Source organism: Bradyrhizobium liaoningense, assembly GCF_018130955.1.
Lineage (GTDB): Bacteria > Pseudomonadota > Alphaproteobacteria > Rhizobiales > Xanthobacteraceae > Bradyrhizobium > Bradyrhizobium liaoningense_C.
Genome location: NZ_JAFCJM010000069.1, coordinates 1 through 23,343 on the forward strand (window position 1 = coordinate 1; position 23,343 = coordinate 23,343).

Annotated in this window: 25 protein-coding genes and 1 pseudogene; 11 read left to right on the forward strand and 15 right to left on the reverse strand. The window is 64.3% G+C overall.

Features of this window, described 5'->3' with window-relative positions; translation table 11 throughout:
* Positions 1-105: 105 nt before the first annotated feature.
* Positions 106-3,597 carry an indolepyruvate ferredoxin oxidoreductase family protein gene (locus tag JQ632_RS33300; protein WP_212406893.1) on the reverse strand — a complete coding sequence of 1,164 codons (3,492 nt, stop codon included), beginning with the start codon at positions 3,595-3,597 and terminating at the stop codon, positions 106-108.
* 267 nt (positions 3,598-3,864) lie between these two features.
* Here JQ632_RS33300 and JQ632_RS33305 point away from each other — a divergent pair, with 267 nt between their 5' ends.
* Positions 3,865-5,073 (forward strand): cytochrome c, encoded by a 1,209-nt coding sequence (locus tag JQ632_RS33305; RefSeq protein ID WP_212406930.1) that lies wholly within the window; start codon positions 3,865-3,867, stop codon positions 5,071-5,073.
* A 33-nt stretch (positions 5,074-5,106) separates the two neighbouring features.
* Here JQ632_RS33305 and JQ632_RS33310 read toward each other — a convergent pair.
* A pseudogene (locus JQ632_RS33310) lies at positions 5,107-5,748 on the reverse strand (trimeric intracellular cation channel family protein).
* A 185-nt stretch (positions 5,749-5,933) separates the two neighbouring features.
* Between JQ632_RS33310 and JQ632_RS33315 the strand changes: the two are divergent.
* A complete protein-coding gene (locus JQ632_RS33315; RefSeq protein ID WP_212406894.1) occupies positions 5,934-6,332 on the forward strand; it encodes a hypothetical protein in 399 nt (132 codons plus the stop codon).
* A gap of 192 nt (positions 6,333-6,524) precedes the next feature.
* Here the strand turns inward: JQ632_RS33315 and JQ632_RS33320 are convergent, their stop codons facing one another.
* The 3 genes from JQ632_RS33320 to JQ632_RS33330 all read right to left on the reverse strand — a co-directional run bounded on the left by JQ632_RS33320 (position 6,525) and on the right by JQ632_RS33330 (position 8,089).
* Positions 6,525-7,334 carry an oxaloacetate decarboxylase gene (locus JQ632_RS33320; protein WP_212406895.1) on the reverse strand — a complete coding sequence of 270 codons (810 nt, stop codon included), beginning with the start codon at positions 7,332-7,334 and terminating at the stop codon, positions 6,525-6,527.
* Between the two features lie 64 nt (positions 7,335-7,398).
* Positions 7,399-7,749 carry an antibiotic biosynthesis monooxygenase gene (locus JQ632_RS33325; RefSeq protein WP_212406896.1) on the reverse strand — a complete coding sequence of 117 codons (351 nt, stop codon included), beginning with the start codon at positions 7,747-7,749 and terminating at the stop codon, positions 7,399-7,401.
* Positions 7,750-7,780: 31 nt separating this feature from the next.
* Positions 7,781-8,089, reverse strand: a complete 309-nt coding sequence (locus JQ632_RS33330) for an NIPSNAP family protein (RefSeq protein WP_212406897.1) — start codon at positions 8,087-8,089, stop codon at positions 7,781-7,783.
* Positions 8,090-8,250: 161 nt separating this feature from the next.
* On the opposite strand from JQ632_RS33330, the gene JQ632_RS33335 reads away from it, so the two are divergent.
* The 3 genes from JQ632_RS33335 to JQ632_RS33345 all read left to right on the forward strand — a co-directional run bounded on the left by JQ632_RS33335 (position 8,251) and on the right by JQ632_RS33345 (position 9,997).
* The gene (locus JQ632_RS33335) at positions 8,251-8,949 is read left to right on the forward strand and encodes a helix-turn-helix transcriptional regulator (protein WP_212406898.1); all 699 of its coding nucleotides are present in this window, start codon (positions 8,251-8,253) and stop codon (positions 8,947-8,949) included.
* Positions 8,950-9,016: 67 nt separating this feature from the next.
* On the forward strand, positions 9,017-9,523 hold the full coding sequence (locus JQ632_RS33340; protein WP_212406899.1) for a hypothetical protein: 507 nt from the start codon (positions 9,017-9,019) through the stop codon (positions 9,521-9,523).
* 219 nt (positions 9,524-9,742) lie between these two features.
* Entirely contained in the window at positions 9,743-9,997 is a 255-nt protein-coding gene (locus JQ632_RS33345; RefSeq protein WP_212406900.1) for a GCG_CRPN prefix-to-repeats domain-containing protein, read from the forward strand.
* A 105-nt stretch (positions 9,998-10,102) separates the two neighbouring features.
* On the opposite strand, the gene JQ632_RS33350 is transcribed toward JQ632_RS33345, so the two are convergent.
* The gene (locus JQ632_RS33350) at positions 10,103-10,420 is read right to left on the reverse strand and encodes a twin-arginine translocation signal domain-containing protein (protein WP_212406901.1); all 318 of its coding nucleotides are present in this window, start codon (positions 10,418-10,420) and stop codon (positions 10,103-10,105) included.
* A gap of 100 nt (positions 10,421-10,520) precedes the next feature.
* Positions 10,521-10,835, reverse strand: a complete 315-nt coding sequence (locus JQ632_RS33355) for a hypothetical protein (protein WP_212406902.1) — start codon at positions 10,833-10,835, stop codon at positions 10,521-10,523.
* Positions 10,836-11,047: 212 nt separating this feature from the next.
* Here JQ632_RS33355 and JQ632_RS33360 point away from each other — a divergent pair, with 212 nt between their 5' ends.
* On the forward strand, positions 11,048-11,509 hold the full coding sequence (locus JQ632_RS33360) for a glyoxalase/bleomycin resistance/extradiol dioxygenase family protein (protein WP_212406903.1): 462 nt from the start codon (positions 11,048-11,050) through the stop codon (positions 11,507-11,509).
* A gap of 99 nt (positions 11,510-11,608) precedes the next feature.
* Here JQ632_RS33360 and JQ632_RS33365 read toward each other — a convergent pair whose 3' ends face one another.
* Both JQ632_RS33365 and JQ632_RS33370 read right to left on the reverse strand, forming a co-directional pair.
* On the reverse strand, positions 11,609-12,310 hold the full coding sequence (locus tag JQ632_RS33365; RefSeq protein ID WP_409363526.1) for a protein-L-isoaspartate(D-aspartate) O-methyltransferase: 702 nt from the start codon (positions 12,308-12,310) through the stop codon (positions 11,609-11,611).
* 101 nt (positions 12,311-12,411) lie between these two features.
* Positions 12,412-12,897 (reverse strand): adenosine-specific kinase, encoded by a 486-nt coding sequence (locus JQ632_RS33370; protein ID WP_212406905.1) that lies wholly within the window; start codon positions 12,895-12,897, stop codon positions 12,412-12,414.
* A gap of 216 nt (positions 12,898-13,113) precedes the next feature.
* Between JQ632_RS33370 and JQ632_RS33375 the strand changes: the two genes are divergently transcribed.
* Positions 13,114-14,361: a glycerophosphodiester phosphodiesterase family protein gene (locus JQ632_RS33375; RefSeq protein WP_409363525.1), complete on the forward strand. Its 1,248-nt coding sequence runs from the start codon at positions 13,114-13,116 to the stop codon at positions 14,359-14,361.
* A gap of 25 nt (positions 14,362-14,386) precedes the next feature.
* Here JQ632_RS33375 and JQ632_RS33380 read toward each other — a convergent pair whose 3' ends face one another.
* Together JQ632_RS33380 and JQ632_RS33385 are read right to left on the reverse strand one after the other, a co-directional pair.
* Complete coding sequence (locus tag JQ632_RS33380; protein ID WP_212406906.1) at positions 14,387-14,734, reverse strand: hypothetical protein; 348 nt, start codon at positions 14,732-14,734, stop codon at positions 14,387-14,389.
* Between the two features lie 135 nt (positions 14,735-14,869).
* On the reverse strand, positions 14,870-16,402 hold the full coding sequence (locus tag JQ632_RS33385) for an acyl-CoA carboxylase subunit beta (RefSeq protein WP_212406907.1): 1,533 nt from the start codon (positions 16,400-16,402) through the stop codon (positions 14,870-14,872).
* Positions 16,403-16,552: 150 nt separating this feature from the next.
* Here JQ632_RS33385 and JQ632_RS33390 point away from each other — a divergent pair, with 150 nt between their 5' ends.
* The 3 genes from JQ632_RS33390 (at position 16,553) to JQ632_RS33400 (ending at position 18,841) form a co-directional block, all read left to right on the forward strand.
* Positions 16,553-16,957, forward strand: a complete 405-nt coding sequence (locus JQ632_RS33390) for a DUF4260 domain-containing protein (protein ID WP_212406908.1) — start codon at positions 16,553-16,555, stop codon at positions 16,955-16,957.
* A gap of 181 nt (positions 16,958-17,138) precedes the next feature.
* Entirely contained in the window at positions 17,139-17,756 is a 618-nt protein-coding gene (locus JQ632_RS33395; protein WP_212406909.1) for a hypothetical protein, read from the forward strand.
* Positions 17,757-17,836: 80 nt separating this feature from the next.
* On the forward strand, positions 17,837-18,841 hold the full coding sequence (locus JQ632_RS33400) for a dienelactone hydrolase family protein (RefSeq protein WP_212406910.1): 1,005 nt from the start codon (positions 17,837-17,839) through the stop codon (positions 18,839-18,841).
* A 108-nt stretch (positions 18,842-18,949) separates the two neighbouring features.
* On the opposite strand, the gene JQ632_RS33405 is transcribed toward JQ632_RS33400, so the two are convergent.
* From JQ632_RS33405 to JQ632_RS33420, 4 genes are all read right to left on the reverse strand, one after another.
* Positions 18,950-19,768, reverse strand: a complete 819-nt coding sequence (locus JQ632_RS33405; protein ID WP_212406911.1) for a class D beta-lactamase — start codon at positions 19,766-19,768, stop codon at positions 18,950-18,952.
* A gap of 73 nt (positions 19,769-19,841) precedes the next feature.
* Complete coding sequence (locus JQ632_RS33410) at positions 19,842-20,117, reverse strand: EscU/YscU/HrcU family type III secretion system export apparatus switch protein (protein WP_212406912.1); 276 nt, start codon at positions 20,115-20,117, stop codon at positions 19,842-19,844.
* Positions 20,114-21,745, reverse strand: coding sequence for a flagellar hook-length control protein FliK (locus tag JQ632_RS33415; RefSeq protein ID WP_212406913.1), 1,632 nt, complete (start codon positions 21,743-21,745; stop codon positions 20,114-20,116). Before JQ632_RS33415 ends, JQ632_RS33410 begins: the two co-directional genes overlap by 4 nt.
* A gap of 57 nt (positions 21,746-21,802) precedes the next feature.
* On the reverse strand, positions 21,803-22,588 hold the full coding sequence (locus JQ632_RS33420; protein WP_212406914.1) for an ATP12 family chaperone protein: 786 nt from the start codon (positions 22,586-22,588) through the stop codon (positions 21,803-21,805).
* Positions 22,589-22,721: 133 nt separating this feature from the next.
* On the opposite strand from JQ632_RS33420, the gene JQ632_RS33425 reads away from it, so the two are divergent.
* On the forward strand, positions 22,722-23,168 hold the full coding sequence (locus tag JQ632_RS33425) for a hypothetical protein (RefSeq protein ID WP_212406915.1): 447 nt from the start codon (positions 22,722-22,724) through the stop codon (positions 23,166-23,168).
* The last annotated feature ends 175 nt before the right edge of the window (positions 23,169-23,343 follow it).

Consider the following 23,343-nt stretch of genomic DNA (forward strand, 5'->3'; position numbering starts at 1 on the left):
CTCATCTATGCCAACACCGTCGTGCAACGCGGAACGCCGTGGACTGAAAAACTCCTCGGCGTTTAATGGTTGCTACGGCGATTGCATTCCGGACACGCGCCTACCCTACTCCGCCGCGATCTGGCGCGGCGCCGGCGGCGGGCTCGCGAGGTCGGCGGCGAGCTGGGCGTAGCGGGCCTTGGCATCAGTGATCGCCTTCTCCTTGACCGGGCCGTAGCCGCGGATGCGGTCGGGCAACGAGAGCAGCTCCACGGCGGTGTCGTGCGTGACCGGCGACAGCAGGCCGAGCACGGTGGCGACGTCCTTTTCGTAGCCGGCGATCAGGTCGCGCTCGATCTTGCGGTCGGCGCTGTAGCCAAAGACGTCGAGCGGCGTGCCGCGCAGGAAGCGGAATTTGGCCAGCCAGCGGAACACGGAGAGCATCCACGGGCCGAAGGCGCGCTTTTTCGGCCGCCCCTGCGCATCGACGCTACCAGCCAAAATCGGCGGCGCAAGGTTGAAGCTGAACTTGAAATCGCCCTCGAACTGGTCACGGAGCTGCTGCTCGAACTTCCCGTCCGTGAAGAGGCGCGCGACCTCGTACTCGTCCTTGTAGGCGAGCAGCTTTGCGTAGTTGATCGCGACCGCGCGCGGCAGCGCGTCGCCAAAATTGCTCTTCACGGCGGCGTCGCGGACCTGGTCGACCAACTTGCGGTAGCGTTTTGCCAGACGGCCGTTCTGGTAGGCGGTGAGATGCTTGCTGCGATGTTCGATGATCTCGTCGAGCGTCATCGCGTCCAGCGTCTTCGGCGCGACCACCTCGTCCGTTCCCTTCAGCATCTCGGCGAGGCGCGCGGGGTCGGCGACCGCGAGACGGCCGAGCCGGAACGCCTCCTTGTTCATCTTGATCGAGACGCCGTTGACCTCGATCGCCTGCTCGATGGCCTCGGCACCGACAGGCAGAAGGCCCCTCTGATAGGCATAGCCCATCATCATCATGTTGGTGGCGATGGAGTCGCCGAGAAGCTGCTCGGCCGGCTTGGTGAAGTCGAAGAAGGCGGACTCCTTGTGCAGCGCGGTTTCCAAGACCGCATTCAGCTTGCGGGTCTGGAAGTTGAAGTCGCGGTTGAGGATGAAGTCGGCCGTCGGGATGACGTGGCTGTTGATGATGCCGCGGGTCCGGCTGGAATCGCAGAGCGTGATGGTGTCCTTGGCGACGGCGACCACTTCATCGGCCGCAAGCACGAGATCGGCTGTGCCGGTGACGATGCGCGAGCATGTGACCTCGGCCGGATGATCCGACAGGCGCACGTGGCTCAGCACCGCCCCGCCCTTCTGCGCGAGGCCCGACATGTCGAGGATCATCGAGGCCTTGCCCTCGATATGCGCGGCCATGCCGAGCAGCGCACCGATGGTCAGGACGCCGGTGCCGCCGACGCCGCCGACCGCGATGTTGTACGGCTTGTCGAGCGACGGGCGTGACGCAGGCTCCGGCAATGCGCCGATGTCGGCAAGCTCGGCCGGCGCGCGGTGGCGCGGCGCCCCGCCATCGATGGTGACGAAGGACGGGCAAAAGCCCTTGAGGCAGGAATAGTCCTTGTTGCAGGAGGACTGGTTGATGGCGCGCTTGCGGCCGAACTCGGTCTCCAGCGGCTCGACCGAGATGCAGTTCGACTGCACCGAGCAGTCGCCGCAGCCTTCGCACACGGCCGGGTTGATCATCACGCGGCGCGCCGGATCCTCCATCAGGCCGCGCTTGCGGCGGCGGCGCTTTTCGGCGGCGCAGGTCTGCACGAAGACGATCGCCGAGGTGCCCTTGAACTCCCGGCACATCTTCATGACGTTCTCGAGCTCGTCGCGATGATACTTCTTCACGCCGGGCGCGATGGTGTCGGCGGGATAGGCATCAGGATTTTCCGAGACCAGATAGAGCTCGCGGATGCCTTCGGCGTGGAGCTGGAAGGTGATCTGCTGCGGCGAGAGATCGCCGTCATGGCGCTGGCCGCCGGTCATGGCGACAGCATCGTTGTAGAGGATCTTGTAGGTGATGTTGGCTTTTGAGGCGATCGCCTGGCGGATCGCCAGATAGCCGGAATGGAAATAGGTGCCGTCGCCGAGATTTGCGAAGATATGATTCTCGTTGGTGAAGGGCGCAATGCCGACCCACGGCACGCCCTCGCCGCCCATATGCGTAAAGGTCTCGGTCGAGCGGTCCATCCACAGCGCCATGAAGTGGCAACCGATGCCGGCGAGCGCGCGGCTTCCTTCGGGGACCTTCGTCGATGTGTTGTGGGGGCAGCCGGAGCAGAAATACGGGGTGCGGGAGACCGGCGCGGTGGGGATCATCTGGGACGCCTGGCGGCCGTTGAACCAGTCGGCCTTGGCGCGAAGCATTTCGGCGATCTCAGGGTTGAGATTAAGTCGAAGAAGTCGTTCGGTCAGCGAGCTTGCGAGCGAGGCGACGCTCAGCTCGGCGGCGAAGGTGAGGAAGCGCTTGTCGTGCTCGTCCATCTTGCCGACGATGCGCGGACGGACGTCGTCGCGCCAGTTGAACAGTTCCTGCTTGACCTGGTTCTCGACGATCTCGCGGCGTTCCTCGACGATGAAGATTTCCTCAAGTCCGACGGCGAACTGGCGTACGCCTTCCGGCTCCAAGGGCCAGGGCATGCCGATCTTGTAGAGGCGAAGCCCGATTTTGGCGGCGACCTCCTCGGTGATCCCCAGTTCGCGCAGCGCCTGCCGGACGTCCTCGTAGCTCTTGCCCGAGGCCATGATGCCGAAGCGAGCGTTCGGCGAATCCATCGTGACGCGGTTGACCTTGTTGGCGCGCGCAAAGGCGATCGCCGCAAAGCCCTTGTAGTCCTGGAGGCGGCGATCCTGTTCAAAACGGTCGTCGGGCCAGCGCAGGTTGAGGCCGCCGGGCGGCAACTCGAAATCCGTCGGGATGATGAAGGGCTTCATCTCGTCGGTGAGGTCGATCTCGGCGGTGGTCTCCACCGTCTCGGTGATCACCTTCATGCCGACCCAGCAACCCGAGTAGCGCGACATCGCGATGCCCAAGAGGCCCATCTCGATCATCTCGTGGATGCTCGAAGGATAGAGGTACGGCATCAGGGCCGAGATGAAGGCGTGGTCGGACTGATGCGGGACGGTCGAGGATTTTGCGCCGTGGTCGTCGCCGGCGAGGCACAGCACGCCGCCGTTCTTGGCCGAGCCCGCGGCATTGCCGTGGCGAAAGACGTCGCCGCAGCGGTCGACACCGGGCCCCTTGCCGTACCAGATGCCGACGACGCCGTCATACCTTGCGCCGGGCGAGAGGTTGAGCTGCTGAGAGCCCCAGATGGCGGTGGCCGCGAGGTCCTCGTTCACGCCGGGCTGGAACTTGATGTTGTACTGCTCGAGATGTTTTCGGGCGGCGAAAAGCTGCTGGTCGTAGCCCCCGAGAGGCGAGCCGCGATAGCCGGAAATGAAGCCCGCGGTGTTGAGTCCCGCGGCGCGGTCGCGCCGGATCTGGGCCATCGGCAGGCGAACCAGCGCCTGGATGCCCGTGGTGAAGACGTGTCCCGTGCTCTGCGTGTATTTTTGATCGAGACTGATCGGACCCTGGTTGATGCCCATGAAGCGTCCTCTTGCCGCCCTAAACCCTTGGTCCCGCCCGTTGTTTTCACTTATGCCGGGCCGACCGTCTCCGCCACTCTATGTCGGATATTTAACGCTCCGCACCACAAAAATGGGGCAACCCTTGAGCGATCATGAATTCGCAATTTCGTGGCTGGAAGGCCGGTCGCTTTTTTCACTTTATGTCAGCTTACCCCGGGCGTCGCGAAACGACGTAACGTCCCTATAATGGGGATCACGGCGAATGGTCGCAGGGAAGGCGTGATGATGCGGGCGATTCTGGTGTGTCTGGCCTTGTGCAGTGCAATTGCCGGCGCCGCAGGAGCTAGCGAGCCCTCGCCAGAGATGATCGCCCGCGGCAAGGCGCTGACCGAGGCCGGCGATTGCGCAAGCTGCCACACCGCCGAGCCCTTAAAACCCTTTGCCGGGGGCAAACGCATCGACACGCCGTTCGGTGGCATCTACTCGCCGAACCTGACGCCGGACCGGGAGACCGGAATCGGGTCCTGGAGCGATGCCGATTTCACGCGCGCGCTGCGCTTCGGCATCGCGCCCGATGGCTCGAACTACTATCCGGCTTTCCCGTACCCCTACTTCACCAAAATGACGAAGGACGACACGCTGGCGATCCGCGCCTATCTCGGCACACAGGCCCCGGTTGCGAACCGCATCAAGCCGCCGGAGCTGCGCTGGCCGCTGAACTACCGCGTGCTGATGCGCGCCTGGAATTGGCTGTTCTTCAAGCCCGGCCTGTTCGAGCCGGATCAGTTCAAGAGCGCGGCCTGGAATCGGGGCGGCTATCTCGTCACGGGGCTCGGTCATTGCGGCGCCTGCCACACGCCGAAGAATTGGTTCGGCGCGGACAAGCGGGAGCTCGCGTTTTCCGGCAGCCCGGTCGATGGCTGGTTCGCGCCGCGGCTCGACGGCGCCGCGCGCAGCGGGCTGCAGTCCTGGAGCGCTGGCGACATCGCCGAATATCTGCAAAGCGGCCGCAACGCCAAGAGCCATGCCGGCGGGCTGATGGCGGAGGTCGTCCTCAACTCGACCTCGAAGATGAGCGATGCGGACGTGCGCGCGATAGCGGTGTATCTGAAGGGCCTGCCGCCTGGGCGACGCGAGCCATTGGTGACGCCGCCAGAGGACGGTGAGATGAAAGCCGGCCAGGCCGTCTACGCACGCTTCTGCATCGCCTGTCATGAGGCTGATGGTTCGGGCGCGCCGCGCATCTATCCGCCGCTACCCGGCAACGCGCTGCTGCAATCAATCAACCCGTCCTCCACGATCCGCATCATCCTCGACGGCGCGCACACCGTGACGACGCCGCGCGCCCCCAACCCCGGCGAGATGCCGGGCTATGCCAAGCAATTGTCGGACGAGCAGATCGCCGCGGTCACGAACTACATCCGCAATTCCTGGGGCAACGCGGCGCCGCTCGTGACGGCGGCGCAGGTGGCGAAGGCGCGGAAGCGCGATTGATCCCCTCTCCCCGCAAGCAGGAGAGGCGAATAACTACCGCTCGTCGCCGGTGAAGACGAATTTTGGCATCTCCCATTTGTAGCGCACCGCGAGCAAACGGAAGCTGACGCCGAGCACGAAGGTCAGCACAGTCCAGACTTCGCTGTTGAGCTTCAGGCCGAATGCGGTGGCATAGAACAGGCCCGTCACCACCGAGACGCTGGCGTAGAGCTCGGAGCGGAACAAGAGCGGCACGTCGTTGCAGAGGATGTCGCGCAAGACGCCGCCGGCGCAGCCTGTCACCATCCCCTAGACAATGACGATGGGCAGTGACGCATCCATCTGCCAGGCGACGTCGCAGCCCGTCATGGTGAACACCACAAGGCCGATGGCATCGAGCACGATGAAGGCGAGGTTGAGCCGGTGCACCAATCGCGCGACCAAAATGGTCACGAAGGCGGCTCCGCCTGTCAGCGCGAGATAGAAGGGATTCTGTACCCAGGCGAGCGGATAGTGCCCGAGGAAGAGATCGCGCAGCGTGCCGCCACCAAGTGCGGTGATGCAGCCGAGGAAACAAACGCCGAGCCAGTCCATGCTGCGCCGGCCGGCGGCAAGCGCCGCCGTCATCGCCTGCGCTGCTAGCGCCACGAGCGACAGGAAATGCAGGACGCTATCGCTCGGCGGCAGGCTCCACATCGCCCCGGTTCCCGATTTTGAGGACGGAACCTACGTCGTTGGTTCCGGGATGAACAGGTTCATCCGCAAAGAACAGGTTCCCGATTCCCCAGCCGGGGGCAACATGCGACGAAAGCATGAGATGCCCGGAACTGAACTGCGCGTCCATCGGTTGTCTTGCCGCAATAAAACGAGGAGACCAATCGATGGCTGACGACCGTTTTCCGAACGAGTATCGACCGAATCTCGCCGACGATGAGTATCTTCGTGCGGCACGCCGGGACAGCGAGCTCCAGGCTGACCCGGAACTGGGCGAAGGCCCCGCCTCCAGCGGCAAGATTGCGCTGTTCGCAGTGGCGATCGCGCTGGTGCTCGGCGCCGTGTTCTATGGCCTGAACAATTCCAACGTGAACCAGGCTTCGACCGAGCCGCCCGCGAAGACAGCACAACAGACGGCGCCTGCGACCAATCCGGCCGCGCCTCCCGGCATGCGCGACGTGACGCCGCGCAACAACATCCAGCCCGGCGTGACCACGGGTGCGGCACCGAACAAGCCGGCCGCGCCGGATCCGGCCGCGCCGTCCGATGGCGGCAAGTCGCAGTAGTCGAGTCATACACACGGTAGCTGTCATCGCCCGCGAAGGCGGGCGATCCAGTATTCCAGAGGCGGCGACGGGATACGGAGAAGCCGCGGCGTACTGGATTCCCCGCCTTCGCGGGGAATGACGAGAGCGGAGTAAAAGCGGCGGGACCCACATCCCGCCGCTTTTCGTTCGCGCTAGCTGAACTCGTTCGCGCTAGCTGAACATCTTGTTGAGCTCGCCGCCGGGATAGCCGCTCGCGAGCTCCGTGAACGTCCCCTTCTCCGCCATCTCCTTCGCGGCGCGCATAAAGCCGCCCCAGGCGGCGCGGGCGAGCGAACCGCCGACGCTGATGCGGCGCACGCCGAGGTCAGCGGCCTCAGCGAGCGACAGGCCGGATGCCCCGATCATGAGATTGAAGGGCCTTGGCGCAACGGCCTTCACCACGTCAGCGATATCCTCGCGCGTCTTCAGGCCGGGCGCGTAGAGACAATCCGCGCCCGCCTCCGCGTAAGCCGTGAGGCGATCGATCACGAGCTTGAGGTCGGTCACGCCCCACAGATAAGCCTCGCAGCGGCCGACCAGCATGGTGCCACTGTCGCCGATCGCCGAACGCGCGGCCCTGATCCGCTCGACCGCGAGCGCACGGTCGTAGAGCGGCTTGTCCTTGTCGCCGGTGGAATCCTCGATCGACAGGCCGGCCACGCCGGTCCGAACGCCGCGTTCGACATGATCGGCGACCCTGTCGGGCTCGACCGCAAAGCCGCCCTCGAAGTCCGCGTTCACGGGGATGTCGGTCGCCGAGCACAATGCTGCCAGATGCTGACAGACCTCCTCGATCGTCACGTGGTTGTCGGCCTTGCCGATGGTCCAGGCAAAGCCCGCGCTAGAGGACGCAATCGCCTTGAAGCCGAGATGCTGCAAGGCTTTGGCGCTGCCGACATCGACCGGATTGGGCAGGATGAAGCATCCGCTCTCGTGCATCTTCTTGAAGGTGGCGCGCTTGTCGGCGGTCGTGACCGTCATGTTTCTCTCCCTGGTGTTGGCGGCGCAGAGATGGGGATGCGCCCTGGTCCGCGCTAGATGCGCTCTAGTGAGCTTCGTGCACAGCGCGGCTGTCCATCGGGGCTTCCTCGCGCTCCTTCATGCCGTAGTCTCTGATGACGCCGGCGATGCGCAGGCGATAATCGGCAAAATACGCCCCGCGCCCCTTCGCCTGGGCACGGCGGTGCTCCATCGTGTTGCGCCACGCCTGCACCGCCGCCTCGTCACGCCAGAACGACAGCGACAGGATCTTGCTCTTCTCGGTCAGGCTCTCGAAGCGCTCGACCGAGATGAAGCCGTCGATGGTTTGCAGGATCGGTTTCAGGTCGGCGGCGAGGTCGAAATAGTGCTGCCGGTGCTCGTCCTTCGGCCAGACCTCGAAGATCACGGCGATCATGGGCGCCTCCCTGGTTCCGCGTAGCGATGGCCTACAATACCACCTTGCGCAAGAAGGTCCGCTCCTCGGCAAGGATAAACTTGTGCTCCTCGGCAAAACCAAAGTTCGCCATGCCCTCGGCGTCCCCGCGCAGCCGCGCGCGATAGGCCTCGTAGGCGGCCAGGCTTTCGAACGTGATCAGCGCAAACGCAATGTTGTTGGCGCCTTCATGCGGCATGAAATAGCCGATGAGATCGCCGCCACATTTCGGGATGATGGTGAGCCAGCGCTTCGAATATTCCTCGAACTGCGCGCGCTTGAAGGGATCGAGCTGGTAGCGGATGAAGACGGTGACGGACATGTGGGACTCCTGTGTTTCTTAGTCATTGCGAGCGCAACGAAGCAATCCAGGAATCTTTCCGCGGTGACAGCCTGGATTGCTTCGCTGCGCTCGCAATGACGAGCATGTGGCTGGCAGACTACGCCCTTGCCCGACCACAACGCTTCGGTTATCATCGAAGCATGAAAGCAGGACCCGACATCGCCATGGTCGCTTCCCTTGTCGGCGACCCCGCCCGCGCCAACATGCTGACCGCGCTGATGAACGGCCGCGCGCTGACCGCGAGCGAGCTGGCGCAGGAAGCCGGCATCACGCCGCAGACCGCGAGCTCGCACCTTTCGAAGCTCGAGGCCGGCGGGCTGATCGAGCCGGAAAAACAGGGCCGCCATCGCTACTATCGCCTTACCGACCCCGATGTCGCAGGCGTCCTGGAAGGTCTTGCTGGCCTTGCCGCACGCGCCGGCCACATGCGCGTGCGCACGGGACCGAAGGATCCGGCGCTGCGGCGGGCGCGCATCTGCTACGACCACCTCGCCGGCGATCTCGGCGTCCAGATGCTCGACAGCATGCGCGAACGGCGCCTGGTCAGGCAGAAGAAGCAGGACATCGAGTTGACAGCCGAGGGCGAGCGCTTCCTCGCAAAGCATCTGCAGATCTCGCTCGACATGCTCGCCCATCCGCGCCGCCCGGTCTGCAAGGCGTGCCTGGACTGGAGCGAGCGGCGCCATCACCTTGCGGGCACGCTCGGCGCGACCATGATGCAGCGCTTCACCGAACTGAAATGGGCAGCGCGCGATGTGACACCAGGCAGCCGCGTGGTGAATTTCACCCGCACCGGCGAGAAGAATTTTGCCGCGCTGTTCGGCAATGGCGGCGACTAGGCAGCCCGACGTTTGAACTTTCCCGCAGCCGGCGCGACCTACGGAGCAAGACGCTTCCGAGACCGCCATGCATCGCCTGCTCCGATTGACGCCAGCCCTCCTCGTCGCCGGCTACGTCCTGCCCGCCCGCGCCGACCATCCGCCGAGATTTTCGGACTATCCCGCAAAAGTCTTCACCGGCAAGCCGGCCAAGCCGCGCCTGCACAACCAGTATCTTCGCGACGTCCGCGAGCAGTTTCACTACGCCGTCACCGAAGAGAAGGTCAGCGCGGCCGGCCACTACTACGTCGTCAAGCTGCCCTGCGGCTCGGCCTGCGTCGCGCCCGTACTGCTGGACGCCCAGTCGGGGCGCATCACGGAGCTGTTCACCGTGTCGGGCTGGCGCGAGGTCGGCGACGACTTCGACGCCGTGGTCAGCCGCGCCGACAGCCGACTGATCGTATTCCGCGGCGCGCGAAACGAGACCGGCATCATCGGCAACCACTATTACCTGCTCGGCGAGGGCGGGAATTTGAGGCACCTTTACACGATGAATACCGACGGCAATTTCGAGACCACGCCAAAAATCGAATGAACAAAAGGCCGCCGGCGACGACTAAGCATAAGGTGCCGGTCCCGGCGCCATCTGCCCCAAAGCCAAGAGCGCGAGCCGCCGTTCACGTCGCATTCAGGTCATGATTGCCAGTTTGGATTGTGCCGTGTCGACGTGTCGCCCAAAATTAACGTGTCGAATCGCGCTCATTGATTCATTGTGCGCCGCAAGCGCCGCTCCAAGGACGAGAAGGATCATCCTATGAAATACCTGTTTGCCGTAGCCATGGTCGCAAGTGCGGTCGTCGGGTTCACCGAGGCCGCAAGCGCAGCCGGCGGATGCGGCCCCGGCTGGTATCGCGGGCCCTATGGCGGTTGCCAACCGATGGCCGGTCGTCGCGTCGTCGTAGCCCCCGCCCCTGTCGTCGTGGCCCCGGCGCCGGTCGTCGTCGTGCCGCGCGCGCGCGTCTGCCCCTACGGCTTCCGCTGGTACGCCGGCCGCTGCCGCCCGTTCTGATCGGTTTGCGTCGCAATGTGGCCGTCCGGCGTCTCGCCTGGGCGGCCATATTCATTTTCGACCGCCCAAACGACGAAGGGGACCGCGATGGCGGTCCCCTTTTCCTTAGTACCAGTAACGGCGACGCCAGTGCCGGCGCCAATGACGCCGACGCCAGCCCCAATGGCGATGACGCCAGCCCCAGTGACGGCGGTGCCAGCCCCAGTGATGGCCGCGCCCGTGCCAGCGCACCTGCTCGGGCTTGAGTTCTGCCGCTTCCTCGCTGCTGGTGACGGCGGGACGGGCATCAGGATTTCCACGCGGCAAGGCACCCGGGCCTTCGATCGGTTGCGGCGTAAGCGGCACGGCTTGCGCGCTGGCCGCAAGCGCGGCACTCGCAGCCGCGACACCCAACGCGAGTTTCAAAAAGTCCCGGCGTTCCATGAATTCTTCCTCCGGATCGATCGTGAGTGATGCGGAGGGAGTGTCGACTGAACGAAATGAACGGCCGCTGAACTGCGCGTTCAGCTTTCCTGCGCCGACGTCACGCAGAAAATTCCTGCGCCAGCAGCAGCGTCTCGCGCGTGCGCGTCACGTCGGGCCAGTCGCGATTGAAATCGGCGATCAGCCGCTTCATGTCGTCACCCGTCGTGGCGCGATCGAGCGAGGCCTGGTCGTCGAACTGATACATCGCCTGATGCACGGCCGGATCCATCGCACTCCAGAACCGCCACGCCTTCTTCGCCCCGAACGACTTCACGGCATCAGGCAGATGTTCCTTCTCGTACCAGCGGTCGAACGCGGCGCGCCTGCCGGCATCGGTGACGGTGGCGCGGACGATGAAGAAGGCGGTGGGCATTGAGTTCCTCCCTGGACATTCTTATTTGAGAACGCGGATAGCACGGAATTCGGCAGCGGACGCGCATCGACACGATAGTCAATCAGATCGCCGCCGCGGACAACGGCCGTCATACTTTATTCAAAGACCGGATCGAACATTCCGACCAAAATACCAGGCGGGCTGGGGTCGTCCTTGAATGGATCAAGTCCATCAAACCAGAGGAGACAGCCATGGCAACAAAAGTAAAGCCGGTTCCCGAGGGATACCACACTGTCACACCCTATCTCGTCGTCGATGACGCGGAGAAAGTCATCCGCTTCATGAAAGACGCTTTCGGCGCCCAACCGGTCTTCGAGCCGATGATGCGGCCGGACGGCAAGGTCATGCATGCGGAGTTCAAGATCGGAAACTCCATCGTGATGATTTCCGACGCCTCGGAGCGTGCAAAGGCAACATCAACGATGCTGTATCTCTACGTGCCCAACGTCGATGCCGTCTATCAGAAGGCGCTCAAGGCCGGCGGCACATCGTTGATGGAGCCCGCGGATCAATTCTACGGCGACCGCAGCGGCGGTGTGACAGATCCGGCCGGCAACCGCTGGCACATTGGCACCCATATCGAGGACGTATCGCCGGCTGAACTCAAGAAGCGGGCGGCGGAGGCCATGAAGCAGCAGAACAAGGCGGCGTAGGCGACGTCCGAGCTTCGCAGGATGGGCTGAACGCAGTGAAACCCATCACGCTTTCCATGATGGTGAGATGGGTTTCACGATGCTCGCCGCTGCCAACTTCTAGTTTTGCGAACGCGTGAAGGGGACAAAACGCACGAGGGCGACGCTGCGCGTCGTCGTCTTGTCGGGGGTGATTTTTTCGACGACCGTGAGCTGCTGAGTGGTGTAAGCGGAGCCCACTGGCATGACGAGTCGGCCACCCACTTTAAGCTGCTCAATCAGAGGCGGCGGTGGCTGCCCAAGCGCGGCCGTCACGACGATGGCGTCAAAGGGACCGCATTCGGGCCAGCCATCGAAGCCGTCGCCAAGCCTGACACTCACATTGTCATACGCGAGGTCTTTGAGTGTTTTCGCAGCGGTCTCTGCCAATTGCGGGATGATCTCGATGGTGCAGACCTTTCGCGCCAGGCGTGCAAGGATGGCGGCCTGGTAGCCCGAGCCCGTACCGATTTCGAGCACGACGTGATCGGGCGCGACCTCGGCCAACTCCGTCATCAAGGCCACGATGTAGGGTTGCGAGATGGTCTGACCGAGGCCGATCGGGACCGGTCTGTCGGCGTATGCGATCGCGCAGGATCGCTCTGGGATGAACAGATGGCGCTTGGTTTGCGCCATGGCCTCGAGCACCCTCTCCGACAGGCCTTGCGGACCGAGGCTGGTTCCGGCGGACCTGGCGTAGCTCCGGATGGTCTCGACCATGGCGGCGCGGTCGCGAACGCACTGGTCGTCCTGTGCGGTCGCTTCCCGCGCAACGACAGCCATGGCCAACAGGAGCAGCATGCACCTCATGATCGTGCGCTCTCCAACAGATACGCAAAGAGATACGCAACTTCACATCGACCGCCGATAACCGTAGCCAGTCGCTACAGCTTGTAGCCGATCTTTCGCAGCAGATCCTTCCGCCATGCAATATCCGCGTCGGTTTCGACACCCAGCGGTGAGGCGCCGTCCACAACACCGAGCACGCCGCGGCCCTGCTCCGTTTGCGCGACGATCACCTGTGTCGGATTGGCGGTCGCGCAGTAGATGCGGCAGACCTCCGGCACCGCGCGCACTTGAGCCAGCACGTTGACGGGAAAGAACCCGTCACCGAGGAAGATCAGGAACGTGTGGCCGGCGCCGATGGCCAATGCGTTGTCGCGTGCAAGCGCGATGGCGGCTTCGTCATTCCCCGACCAGCGCACCAGCCGCTTGCCGGAGGCTTCGCAAAAGGCCAACCCGAAGCGGATGCCCGGGACCGCGCCGACCAGTGCCTCGTGCAGGTCTTCCACGGTCTTGATGAAATGCGACTGGCCGAAGATGAAGTTGGTGGCGTCCGGCTTGATGATGGGCACCACGGTGAGTTCCATGGCTGCGCTCCCAAGAGATAGACACGCAAATCATGGTAGGCCACCGGCAGGCGATTGCAAGCGGCCAGAGGCGGCCGATTTCGCCGCGCGCCGCCACCCGGAATGCGAAGATGCCGTCATGAGCTTCGCGGGTGACCATGGCGGAATCCCACATGCAACCGTCACATTGCCATGATCATATCCGCCAGCGCAGCGCACTCATCAAGGTTTCCATCCATGCCGATCCTCCGACCCCTGACTGCCATGTCCGCCTTCTGGATGCTCGTCTCAGCCCTCCCAGTCGTGGCGCAAGACGGGCCGCTGCCACGCGAGGCGCAGATCGGGCCGCGGCCGTTCTATCTCGTCGACAAGATGAAGGACGGGCCGCTGAAGGCGCAATTGTCCCAGTGCACCGGGCCATTTCACAAAACGGACTTTTCGATCGGCCACCGCGGTGCGGCGCTGCAATTTCCCGAGCACAGCAAGGAATCCTATTCCGCCGCCGCGCGCATGGGCGCCGGCGTGATCGAATGCGACGTCACCTTCACCAAGGATAGACAACTCGTCTACCGGCATTCGCAATGCGATCTGCACACCACGACCAACATCCTGACCGTGCCCGCGCTGTCAGCCAAATGCTCGCAGCCGTTCTCGCCGGCCGACACCGCGTCGGGAAAGAAGGCGTCCGCAAAATGCTGCACCAGCGACATCACGCTGGCCGAATTCAAGCAGCTCACGGCGAAGATGGACGGCTTCAATCCGGATGCGAAGACGGCGGAAGAATACCAGAACGGGACACCGCGCTGGCGCACCGACCTCTACGCCAATTCCGGCACGCTGATGACGCACGACGAGAGCATCGCGCTGATCAAGAGTTTCGGCGCCAAGTTCACGCCCGTACTGAAGGCACCCGAAGTGCCGATGCCGTTCGACGGCGACTACACCCAGGAGAAATACGCCGCGCAGATGCTGGACGCCTACAAGAAGGCCGGCATTCCCCCCGAAAACGTGTTCGCCCAAAGCTTCAGCCTCGCCGACATCCTCTATTGGGTGAAGACCGAACCGGCCTTTGCAAGACAGGCGGTCTATCTCGAAGAGCGCTATGAGAAGGAAGGCCTCGATCCGAACAAGCCCGAGACCTGGAAGCCCTCGATGGAGGAGTTGAAGGCTTCGGGTGTCGCGATCCTGGGCCCGCCGATCCGGACGATGCTGACGCTGAACGACAAGGGCGAGATCGTCCCCTCCGCCTACGCCAAGGCTGCGAAAGCCGCCGGCCTCGAGCTGATCGGATGGTCGCTGGAGCGCGACGGCCCGCTGCACAAGGGCGGCGGCTTCTACCACTCGTCGGTCAAGTCAGCGATCGACCGCGACGGCGACACGCTGACCGTGCTCGATGTGCTCGCAAAACAGGTCGGCGTGCGCGGCATGTTCTCGGACTGGCCGGCAACGACGACGTTTTATGCGAGTTGCATGGGGTTGAAGTGAACCCGCACACGTGCAAGCCAGCGCGTCACATCAGCTTCAACGGCACATCATCGACCAGTCGCAGGTCGATCCTGCCGATCAGATCCGCGCGGCGCGCCTCGGCCGCGTCGATCGCGGCTTCCGTCTGCTGCAATGTGCTGACGTTCGAGCCCAGCGACACGATCCCGCCCAGCACCATAGCGATCGACCCGAGCGCCGCGACCTGACCGGCGCCGAACAGCCCGAACACCATGAGAAGCAACAACGCGCCGCCGCCGCCGATCGCGACCTTCGACGCGAGAATGAATTTTCGGCATCGCTCAGCGATTTCGGCAAGCGCCTCGATCCGCGCTTCAATGTCCGAAATCTCGTCGGTCTGCTCTTCTTCGGTCATCGGAAGATCAAAGGTGCGGGATCACGAACAGGCTCTAGCTTCAGCCGGTAGCCCGCATGAGCGAAGCGACATGCGGGACTTGGATGGAAACCCGGATGTCGCTTCGCTCATCCGGGCTACGAAACCAGGCGCCCCTCACAACGGCAAATTGTCGTGCTTCTTCGCCGGCATTTCCGTCTTCTTGTCCTTCAGCATCGACAGCGCCCGCGCAATCCGCTTCCGCGTGGAGTGCGGCATGATGACGTCGTCGATGTAGCCGCGCTCGGCGGCGATGAAGGGCGACAGGAAACGGTCTTCGTATTCCTTGGTGCGCGCGGCGATCTTGTCGGGGTCGCCGATGTCGCTGCGGAAGATGATCTCGACTGCGCCCTTGGCGCCCATGACCGCGATCTGCGCGGTCGGCCAGGCGTAGTTCATGTCGGCGCCGATCTCCTTCGACGCCATGACGTCGAAGGCGCCGCCATAGGCTTTTCGGGTGATGACGGTCACCAGCGGCACGGTGCACTGCGAATACGCGAACAACAGCTTTGCGCCGTGCTTGATCAGGCCGCCATATTCCTGGCTCGTGCCCGGCAAAAAGCCGGGAACGTCGACGAAGGTCACGATCGGGATGTTGAAGGCGTCGCAGAAGCGGACGAAGCGCGCAGCCTTCCGTGACGCATCGCTGTCGAGCACGCCCGCCAGCACCATCGGCTGGTTGGCGACGAAGCCGACGGTGCGGCCCGCGATGCGGCCGAATCCGGTGACGATGTTCTTGGCAAAGGCCTCCGAGATCTCGAAGAAGTCGCCCTCGTCCACGACCTTCAGGATCAATTCCTTCATGTCGTAGGGCTTGTTCGGATTGTCGGGGATCAGCGTGTCCAGGGACATGTCGACCCGCTCGATGGAATCAAAACTCGGCCATTCCGGCACGCCGTCGGTGTTGTTCGACGGCAGGAAGTCGATGAGACGGCGCATCTGCAAAATCGTCTCGACGTCGTTCTCGAACGCACCGTCCGCGATCGAGGAGCGCGTGGCGTGCACCGAAGCGCCGCCGAGCTCTTCGGCGGTGACGACCTCGTTGGTGACGGTCTTCACGACGTCGGGGCCGGTGACGAACATATAGCTGGTGTTCTTCACCATGAAGATGAAGTCGGTCATCGCGGGCGAATAGACGTCGCCGCCGGCGCATGGGCCCATGATGACGGAGATCTGCGGGATCACGCCCGAGGCAAGCACGTTGCGGCGGAACACGTAGGAATAGCCCGCGAGCGCGGCGACACCCTCCTGAATGCGCGCGCCGCCCGCGTCATAGAGGCCGATGATCGGCGCCCGCGCCTTCATCGCCATGTCCTGGAGCTTTGTGATCTTCAGCGCGTGGGTCTCGGACAGCGAGCCGCCGAACACGGTAAAGTCCTTGGCGAAGACAAACGTCTTGCGGCCGTTGACGGTGCCCCACCCCGTGACGACGCCGTCGCCGGGCACCTTGGTCTTCTCCATGCCGAACTCGGTGGAGCGGTGCTCGACGAACATGTCGAACTCCTCGAACGATCCCTTGTCGAGCAGAAGCTCGATGCGCTCGCGTGCGGTCAGCTTGCCTCTCGCATGCTGCGCTTCGATGCGCTTCTCGCCGCCGCCGAGCTTGGCGCCGGCGCGACGGTCTTCAAGGGCGTCCAGGATATGTTTCATTTGCTCCCGCCAGTTCTTAGCTAAGACATGTTGGCGGGGGTTCTAACACGGCATTTTGCGAGCCGGGAAGCGGGTTTGCACCTGGCTGGCCTGCAGCCGCTAGACGCAAAAGCCCAAGGCTTTACAAGGCGCTAGGCGGGGAGATGGGCGATGGACGAGGTAGCAGGCGAGCGAGGTGCAGCAAGCGGCGGCGTCAAAGCCCTGCTCCGGCTGGAGGGGCTGGCGCTGTTTCTCGGCATGGTGCTGCTCTATGCGGTGTGGGGCGGCTCCTGGCTCGTGTTCGCCCTGCTCTTCCTGGCGCCGGACCTCAGCTTTCTGGCCTATCTCGCGGACAGCAAGACCGGCGCCATCGTCTACAACGCCGCGCACAGCTACATGGCACCCGTGGCGCTGATGACGGCCGGATTCGCGCTGGAATGGCCCCTCGCCCTGTCGATCGCCATGATCTGGCTCGCCCATATCGGCATCGACCGCGCGCTCGGCTACGGGCTGAAATATGCTGCCGGCTTCGGCTTCACCCATCTGGGGCGGATCGGGCGGCCGGGGAAGGTGTGAACGGCCCCGCCTCGCGGCCGTTTGGCGGCCGCCTTGGGTTGACCGATTCACCTGACTCTGGCTTGCTCCGAATCTCGATCAGGCGCCGAATGTGAAAGCGTGAGCTCAGTCATTTGGTACGGCGGCGGTCAGCGTCAAACGCGTACTTGCTCCGTTCCCTTTGACTGCGATTGCACCACAGATGTCCGCGACGGTCGTTCCCCTGCCGGAGAACAGCACTTCCGAGACCACCGACTTCCTGCGCCGGATGGCCAGCATGGTGTCGGGGCGCAATGGCGAGATGCTGCTGCGCGCCGCCACGATGATCGATGCACTGACGCACCGGGCGATGTCGGCCGAGCAGCTCTATCGCCGCCAGCAGGAGGAGAGCACGCGCAACGCTGAGCTGCGCGAGGTCGCCGAGCTCGCCTCCGACGGCCTGCTCCGGCAGCTCGATGGCCTGCGCGCCCAGCTTGCCGGGGTCACCGAACAGGCGACGATGGAGCGCGGCCAGTTCGAGGCCGAGCGCGCGCGCTTCGAGACGGAACGCGGCCGGCTGCTCGCCTTGATGCAGGATGCGGAAGCCCATGTCGGGCGCGTGACGGAGGAGCTCGAGACGCTCCAAAAATCCGTCGATGAGTTCAACGCGACAGCGGTTTCCGTGCCGATCGAGGTGCTGCGGCTGGCGCGGGCGCAGTTCGACTTCCTCTCGGACGGCTTTGCGAGGAATGGCGACCTGGTCTTGCAGGCGATGAGCGAGATCGGCGGCTGCGCCATCGACCAGGCGCTGGCGAACAAGGCTGCGGAGAAGTCTGCCTAGCCCCTCGCCGCTTGCGCGACGCGAATTGACAGCGCGCGAGGTGGTTGTTCTATTCAAGCAAAATAATGGGGAGGATGGCCATGCTGACGGCGCCGCGTGTCGTTGTCGCGCTCATTGCACTTGTTGTCTCGACCTTGCTGATTGGCATCGAGACCCGCGCGCAGTCGCTGCCGAAGGAGGTCGCCTCCCGCGTCGAGATCTACGCGATCCCCTCGCTGACCCTTTCCGACCAGCAATTCCTGAGCGGCGATGCGGCCGCCGGCAAGCCGGTGACGGTCGCCGGCGAATTCCGCGTGGCGCAGGGCACCGGCAAGCTGCCGGCCGTCATCCTCATGCACGGCTCGGGCGGCGTCGGCGCTACCACAGAGGCCTGGGTGCACACGTTCAACGCGATGGGCATCTCGACCTTCGTGATCGACGGCTTTACCGGTCGCGGCTTGACGTCGGTCAATCAGAACCAGGCGCTGCTCGGCCGGCTCAATTTCATCATCGACATCTATCGTTCGCTGGAAATCCTTGCAAAGCATCCCCGCGTCGATCCCGACCGGATCGTGCTGATGGGCTTCTCGCGCGGCGGACAGGCGGCACTCTTTGCGAGCCTCGATCGCTTCCAAAAGCTCTGGAACAAGTCCGGCGCGCAGTTCGCGGCCTACATCCCCTTCTATCCGGACTGTTCGACGACCTATGCGACCGACAGCGAGGTTACAGCACGTCCGATCCGCATCTTTCACGGCACACCCGACGACTACAATCCCGTGAAGAGCTGCAAGGCCTTTGTCGAGCGGCTCAAGGAAGCCAAGCGCGACGTGGTGCTGACCGAATACCCGGACTCCGCCCATGGTTTCGATAGCGGCCTGCTCGGCGTCAACACCATCACGGTGTCGGCGAATGCGCAGACGGTGCGCAACTGCCGCATCAAGGAAGGCGAAGGCGGCGTGCTGATGAACGGCGATACCAACGCGCCCTTCACCTACAAGGACGCCTGCGTCGAGCTCAACCCGCATGTCGGCGGCAATCCAGCCACCGCCGGCGACGCACGGAAGGCGGTGGTGAAGTTTTTGCAGGCGTTGTTCAAGCTGGGATAGCGACGCGCTAAAGCGCGATGGCGTTAGGTCGAATCGTTATCGCGCTTTAGGTATTTGTTTGAGCATGATCTTGTCGGAAAACCGCTGCGCACTTTTCCGGATCATGCTTTAGATCGCGCCGATGTCGGTCAGGCAGGCCTGCGTCAGCGGCATGCGCTGGGCAATGAGGCCGGGCTCGCGGCAGTCCATGTTGAGCGCGAACACGGTGTGCGCGCTGCCCTTCTCGGCCCAGCCGACCATCCAGCCGAGCGACGGCTCGCCGCGCTCGGCGCCGAGCAGCCCCGATTTGACGCGGATCACGCTCTCGCCGACCTTGGTCACCGGCAAGATGTCGGCAACGACATCCTGGCTGCGCTGGCCGATCGGCAGCGCACGGCGGCGCAGGCGGTCGACAAAGTCGATCTGCTCGATCGGATCGATGCGCAAGGCGCCGGTCAGCCAGAACTGGTCGATGCCGCCTCCGATGTCGCGATTGCCGTAGTCGAGCATGTCGACATATTTTTGCATCCGTGCCTCGCCGATACGGCGCGCGATCTCCTGGTAGACCGGCACGGCGCTGACCGCGATCGCACTGCGCAGCGTGTGGTCCTTGTTCCAGGCCTCGATGGGGCGCTTCACGCCGTCCCAGGGGAAGACGTCCTTGTCGGCATCCTGCACCACCCCTAGCTCGAGCGCGATCAGCGAGTTCGGGATCTTGAAGGTCGAGGCCGGCAACTGGGCTTCGCCCGAGCGGTCCTTGTCGCTCGCGATGATCAGATAGTCGTCGACCTTGTAGCCGACGAAGGTGCCGGCCGTGCCGGCATCCTTGAACCGCTTTGCAAGGCTGTCGCGGATCTCGCTGCGCGGCGGCGCCACGACGGCGAGCGCGCGTGATGGCAGGACGGTGGCCGCTGCGAGCAGGCCGAGAGTGGCGCGACGGGTAATCACAAGCGCTTATCCCTGAAGTTCGGAGACGGCCGCGACATTGCAGCCGGTATCGTGGTCAAACGATGACAGGGCTTTAGCGAATGCGCCCCGACAGGCGCAGCACGAACACCAGCACCTCCGCGACCGCCTTGTAGAGGTCCGGCGGGATTTCCTCGCCGAGCTCGACTTTTGACAACGCGCCGGCCAGCACCTCGTTCTCCTCGATCGGGATGTCGTGGGCTTTTGCGAGTTCCACGATCTTGGCGCCGATCGCGCCCTTGCCCTTGGCGACGACAACGGGCGCACCGCCCTTCTTCTCGCGGTCGTAGTGCAGCGCAATGGCGAGCTGGGTCTTCTCGTCGACGCTCATAGCGCGCGATCCAGGAAATGCCCGGCCTTGGCCGGTGCCGGTTGCGGCGGCGTGCCTTCGCGAATGACGATGTCGCCGGTCTTCAGCTCGGCCTTGGTCAGGGCGTCGCAGAGCTCACCGATGCCAGCGCGCAATTGCGCCACCGTGGCCGGCCGCTCCGCCCACATGCGTACCGAAGTTTTTTCGCCGATGAGCGTGATCAGCGCATGGATCGGGCCGCTCGGCTCGACATTGAGCGAAAAGCGCGCGCGCCAGGCGCGCTTTTCGGGGTCGGCCGCCTCGGTGCCGCCGTCGCGCGATATCTCGAATTGCGCCATCGCAGTACCCTGCGGCGTCGCAAAGGGAATTTCGAAATTCCACTGCGGCAACGTGGGATCGATGCGGTGACCGCTGGTGTCGACTCGATCCGGCAGCGAAGCGACTTGAAGCAGCGTCTGCCGCGCGATCGCGGCATCGGTATCGTCGAGCAGGCGATGCACGGTCTGCGACAGCGGCGCATCTGTCGCGAGCGATGGCAGCGCGATCGGCTGCGCCGACGGCAGTGCCCCGCGGAACGGCGGCGGCGCGGAGGCCGTGCGCGGATCGAAGACGTGAGTGTCCGGCGCCTTGTTCGGGGACAAGATGCTGCCGGGCGCGCGCGGCAAGTCCTGCACCGCCTCCTGCAACAGGCTCAGCGCCACACTGGCAGCAACAGCACGCGGCAACGCTGCTGCAGGAGCGTTGGCGAGCCCCTCGGCAAGTGCTGTCGCTGCACCCGTCGCAACGCGCGGTGCGGCTTGCGATGGACTCGCGTCCGGATCTGGCGCCAGCGGCGGAGCCTGCAGCGTCTTAAGCCCCGCCTGCTCCAGCGACGTCGCGGCCTGCGGTACGGCCACGGAAGGCGACGCGGCACCCTGCGTCGCCGTCTGCGGCTGGACGGATGCGTCGAGCGACCCCGAAGTGGCCGCGAGCGTCTGGCGCAGCACCAGCAGCGCGGCCTTGAGATCGGGAACGTTGCCCGATGATTGCGGCAAGCCGGACGCCAGCGACGCTTCGAACAGCAGCCCGGATTTTTGGAAGGCCGCCTCGATGTCGTCGCCGCCAAGCAAGGAATCGAGCGGCGTCTGCTGCGCAAGCACGTCGAGCATCGCCTGCTTCAGCGCGGGCGGCAGGCTGCTGCCGTTCACCGCAGCCGTGAGATCGGCGAACAGCGGCGCCTGGCTGCCCTGCTTCGTAACCGCCTCGCTGGAGGCTACGGACACGGCAATCTGCTCCAGCGGCGTGAGTTGATTGCGCATCACCGTCGTCGACGGCGCCGAAACGGCCTTGTCGACGAGTGCGGCGGCATTTTGCGTCAGCGTGACCTGATCGGCCGTCGCCTCGCCTGCCCCATTGACGATGGCGAGCCGCACGCCGGCCTCGTTCTTGGACACCGCAAGCTGGAGGTTCTGGCCCGGTGACAGCGCCACCTCCGACATCACGTCGAGCGAGAGATTTGCGATCGCGATCCGCACCAGATTGTCGGCGAGCACGCTGACCACCCTGGCCTCGACGACACTGCCGGCCTGCAACGTAAGGTCGGGCGTTGCTGCATCGGCCACGGAGGTGGCGGCGGCGACCGGAAGGATGGAGCTGACGGGCGTCGGCATCTCGAGGGGCTCGCGGAAAGCGGTCCCTACCCTAGCGCCCGCGTCGTAAACGTCTTGTTAAGGACCTTGCGGGCCCACCGCCTGAAGCACCCGGACGGCGGCGTCAAAATCCGTCTGCCTGATAGCGCGGCGGGCGGCCGCCTCCTCGTCCACGCCCCATTTTTCGGCGTTCCAGTCCTCATCGACATGAGCGGCGGCCCACACCTGGCCGGCGTCGCGCGCCCCGTGCGCCAGCGCCAGGGCGAGCAAGGCCGATCCGGTGAGCGTCGTGATCACATGCAGCGCCGCGATCGACCAGGCATCCCCCGGCAATGCCGCGCGCGCGGCCGCAATCGCCTGCTCGGGCTGCGTCACATGCATGATGCCTTCGGACAGGATGAAATGCGCGCCCAGCGTCTCGGCGGCCCAGAATAGAACGGGGTCCCAATGCGCGGCCTCACGCGCGACCAGCCCTTCGGGGTGCCCGGCGCGATAGAACAAAAGGTCGGACTGGAAGTATTTTGCGAGATCGTCGGTGACGAGCTCGACGCGATCGACCACGCCCTCGGTCACGCTGTTGGCAAGCCGCGTCAACGGCATTGTCATGGGATCGATCGTCTCCTGCTGCGCCGCCCATTCCCCGGCGACCGCCTCGGCAAGCGGACGCGACGGGATCACGACCTGACGTCCCGAGGGCGTGCGGATGGCCTTGCCGTCGAGCGTGACGGCAAAGCCGCCATCGGCCTCCGCAACGCCCGCCTCCTTGTAGAAACGCTTGCGTTGGGGCGCGCGGGTGGCCTGGCGCACCGCCTCCTGCGGATCGAGCGGGGATCGGCCCGCGGCTTCGTCAAACAGTTCGCGCATCGTACGTATCGGCCCTGATGGCAAGAGGCGGCTTTGTTTTGAGCATGATCTTTCGGAAAACCGCTGCACACTTTTCCGGATCATGCTCCTACTTTTAAGGTAAGAACGGCGGCCGATAAAGCGAGCCGCAGGAATGAGGGAAATTGCGGGCATTTTGGCCGTGTTCGCCGGGCTTTGGCTGACGACCGCCGAGGCCGGCTTCCGTTCCCCGGAATCGCTGGTGCGCAACGTCTACGCCCATTACGGCCAGGGTTCGCCGGACCTCTCAAAGGGCCTGCCGCGGGATGCGGCAACCGCCCGGCAGTTCTTCGACGCCAGCCTGCGCAAGGCTTGGAGCAGCCCGAGAGGAGAGCCCTACGATTTCCTGGTGCAGAGCCCGACCTGGCGGCTCGGCCCGATCGCGATCTCGGTTTCGCGCAGGCAGTTCGACAAGACCTATGTCGCCGCCGCCTTCGACAACAATGGCCGACGCGTGACGCTGAACTTCATCCTGGTCAGCGGTCCGGAGGGCTGGCTCATCACCGAAGTCGAGAGCCCGCATGACAGCCTGCGGATGTTTTTGGAGCAGTTCAGGAATTAGAGGCCGACGGGGTCCGCCGCGCGCCTCCGACAGAAAATGTCGAAAACAACCCCATGCAAAGTAGCCGAGGCCGGCCGGCGCGATCGTCTACGGATTTTACGAATTTCATTTGACGCGTCGGGCAAATCGGGTGCATAGTGGCATCATCGCGACCGTGCCGACGTCGAGAGCCCGC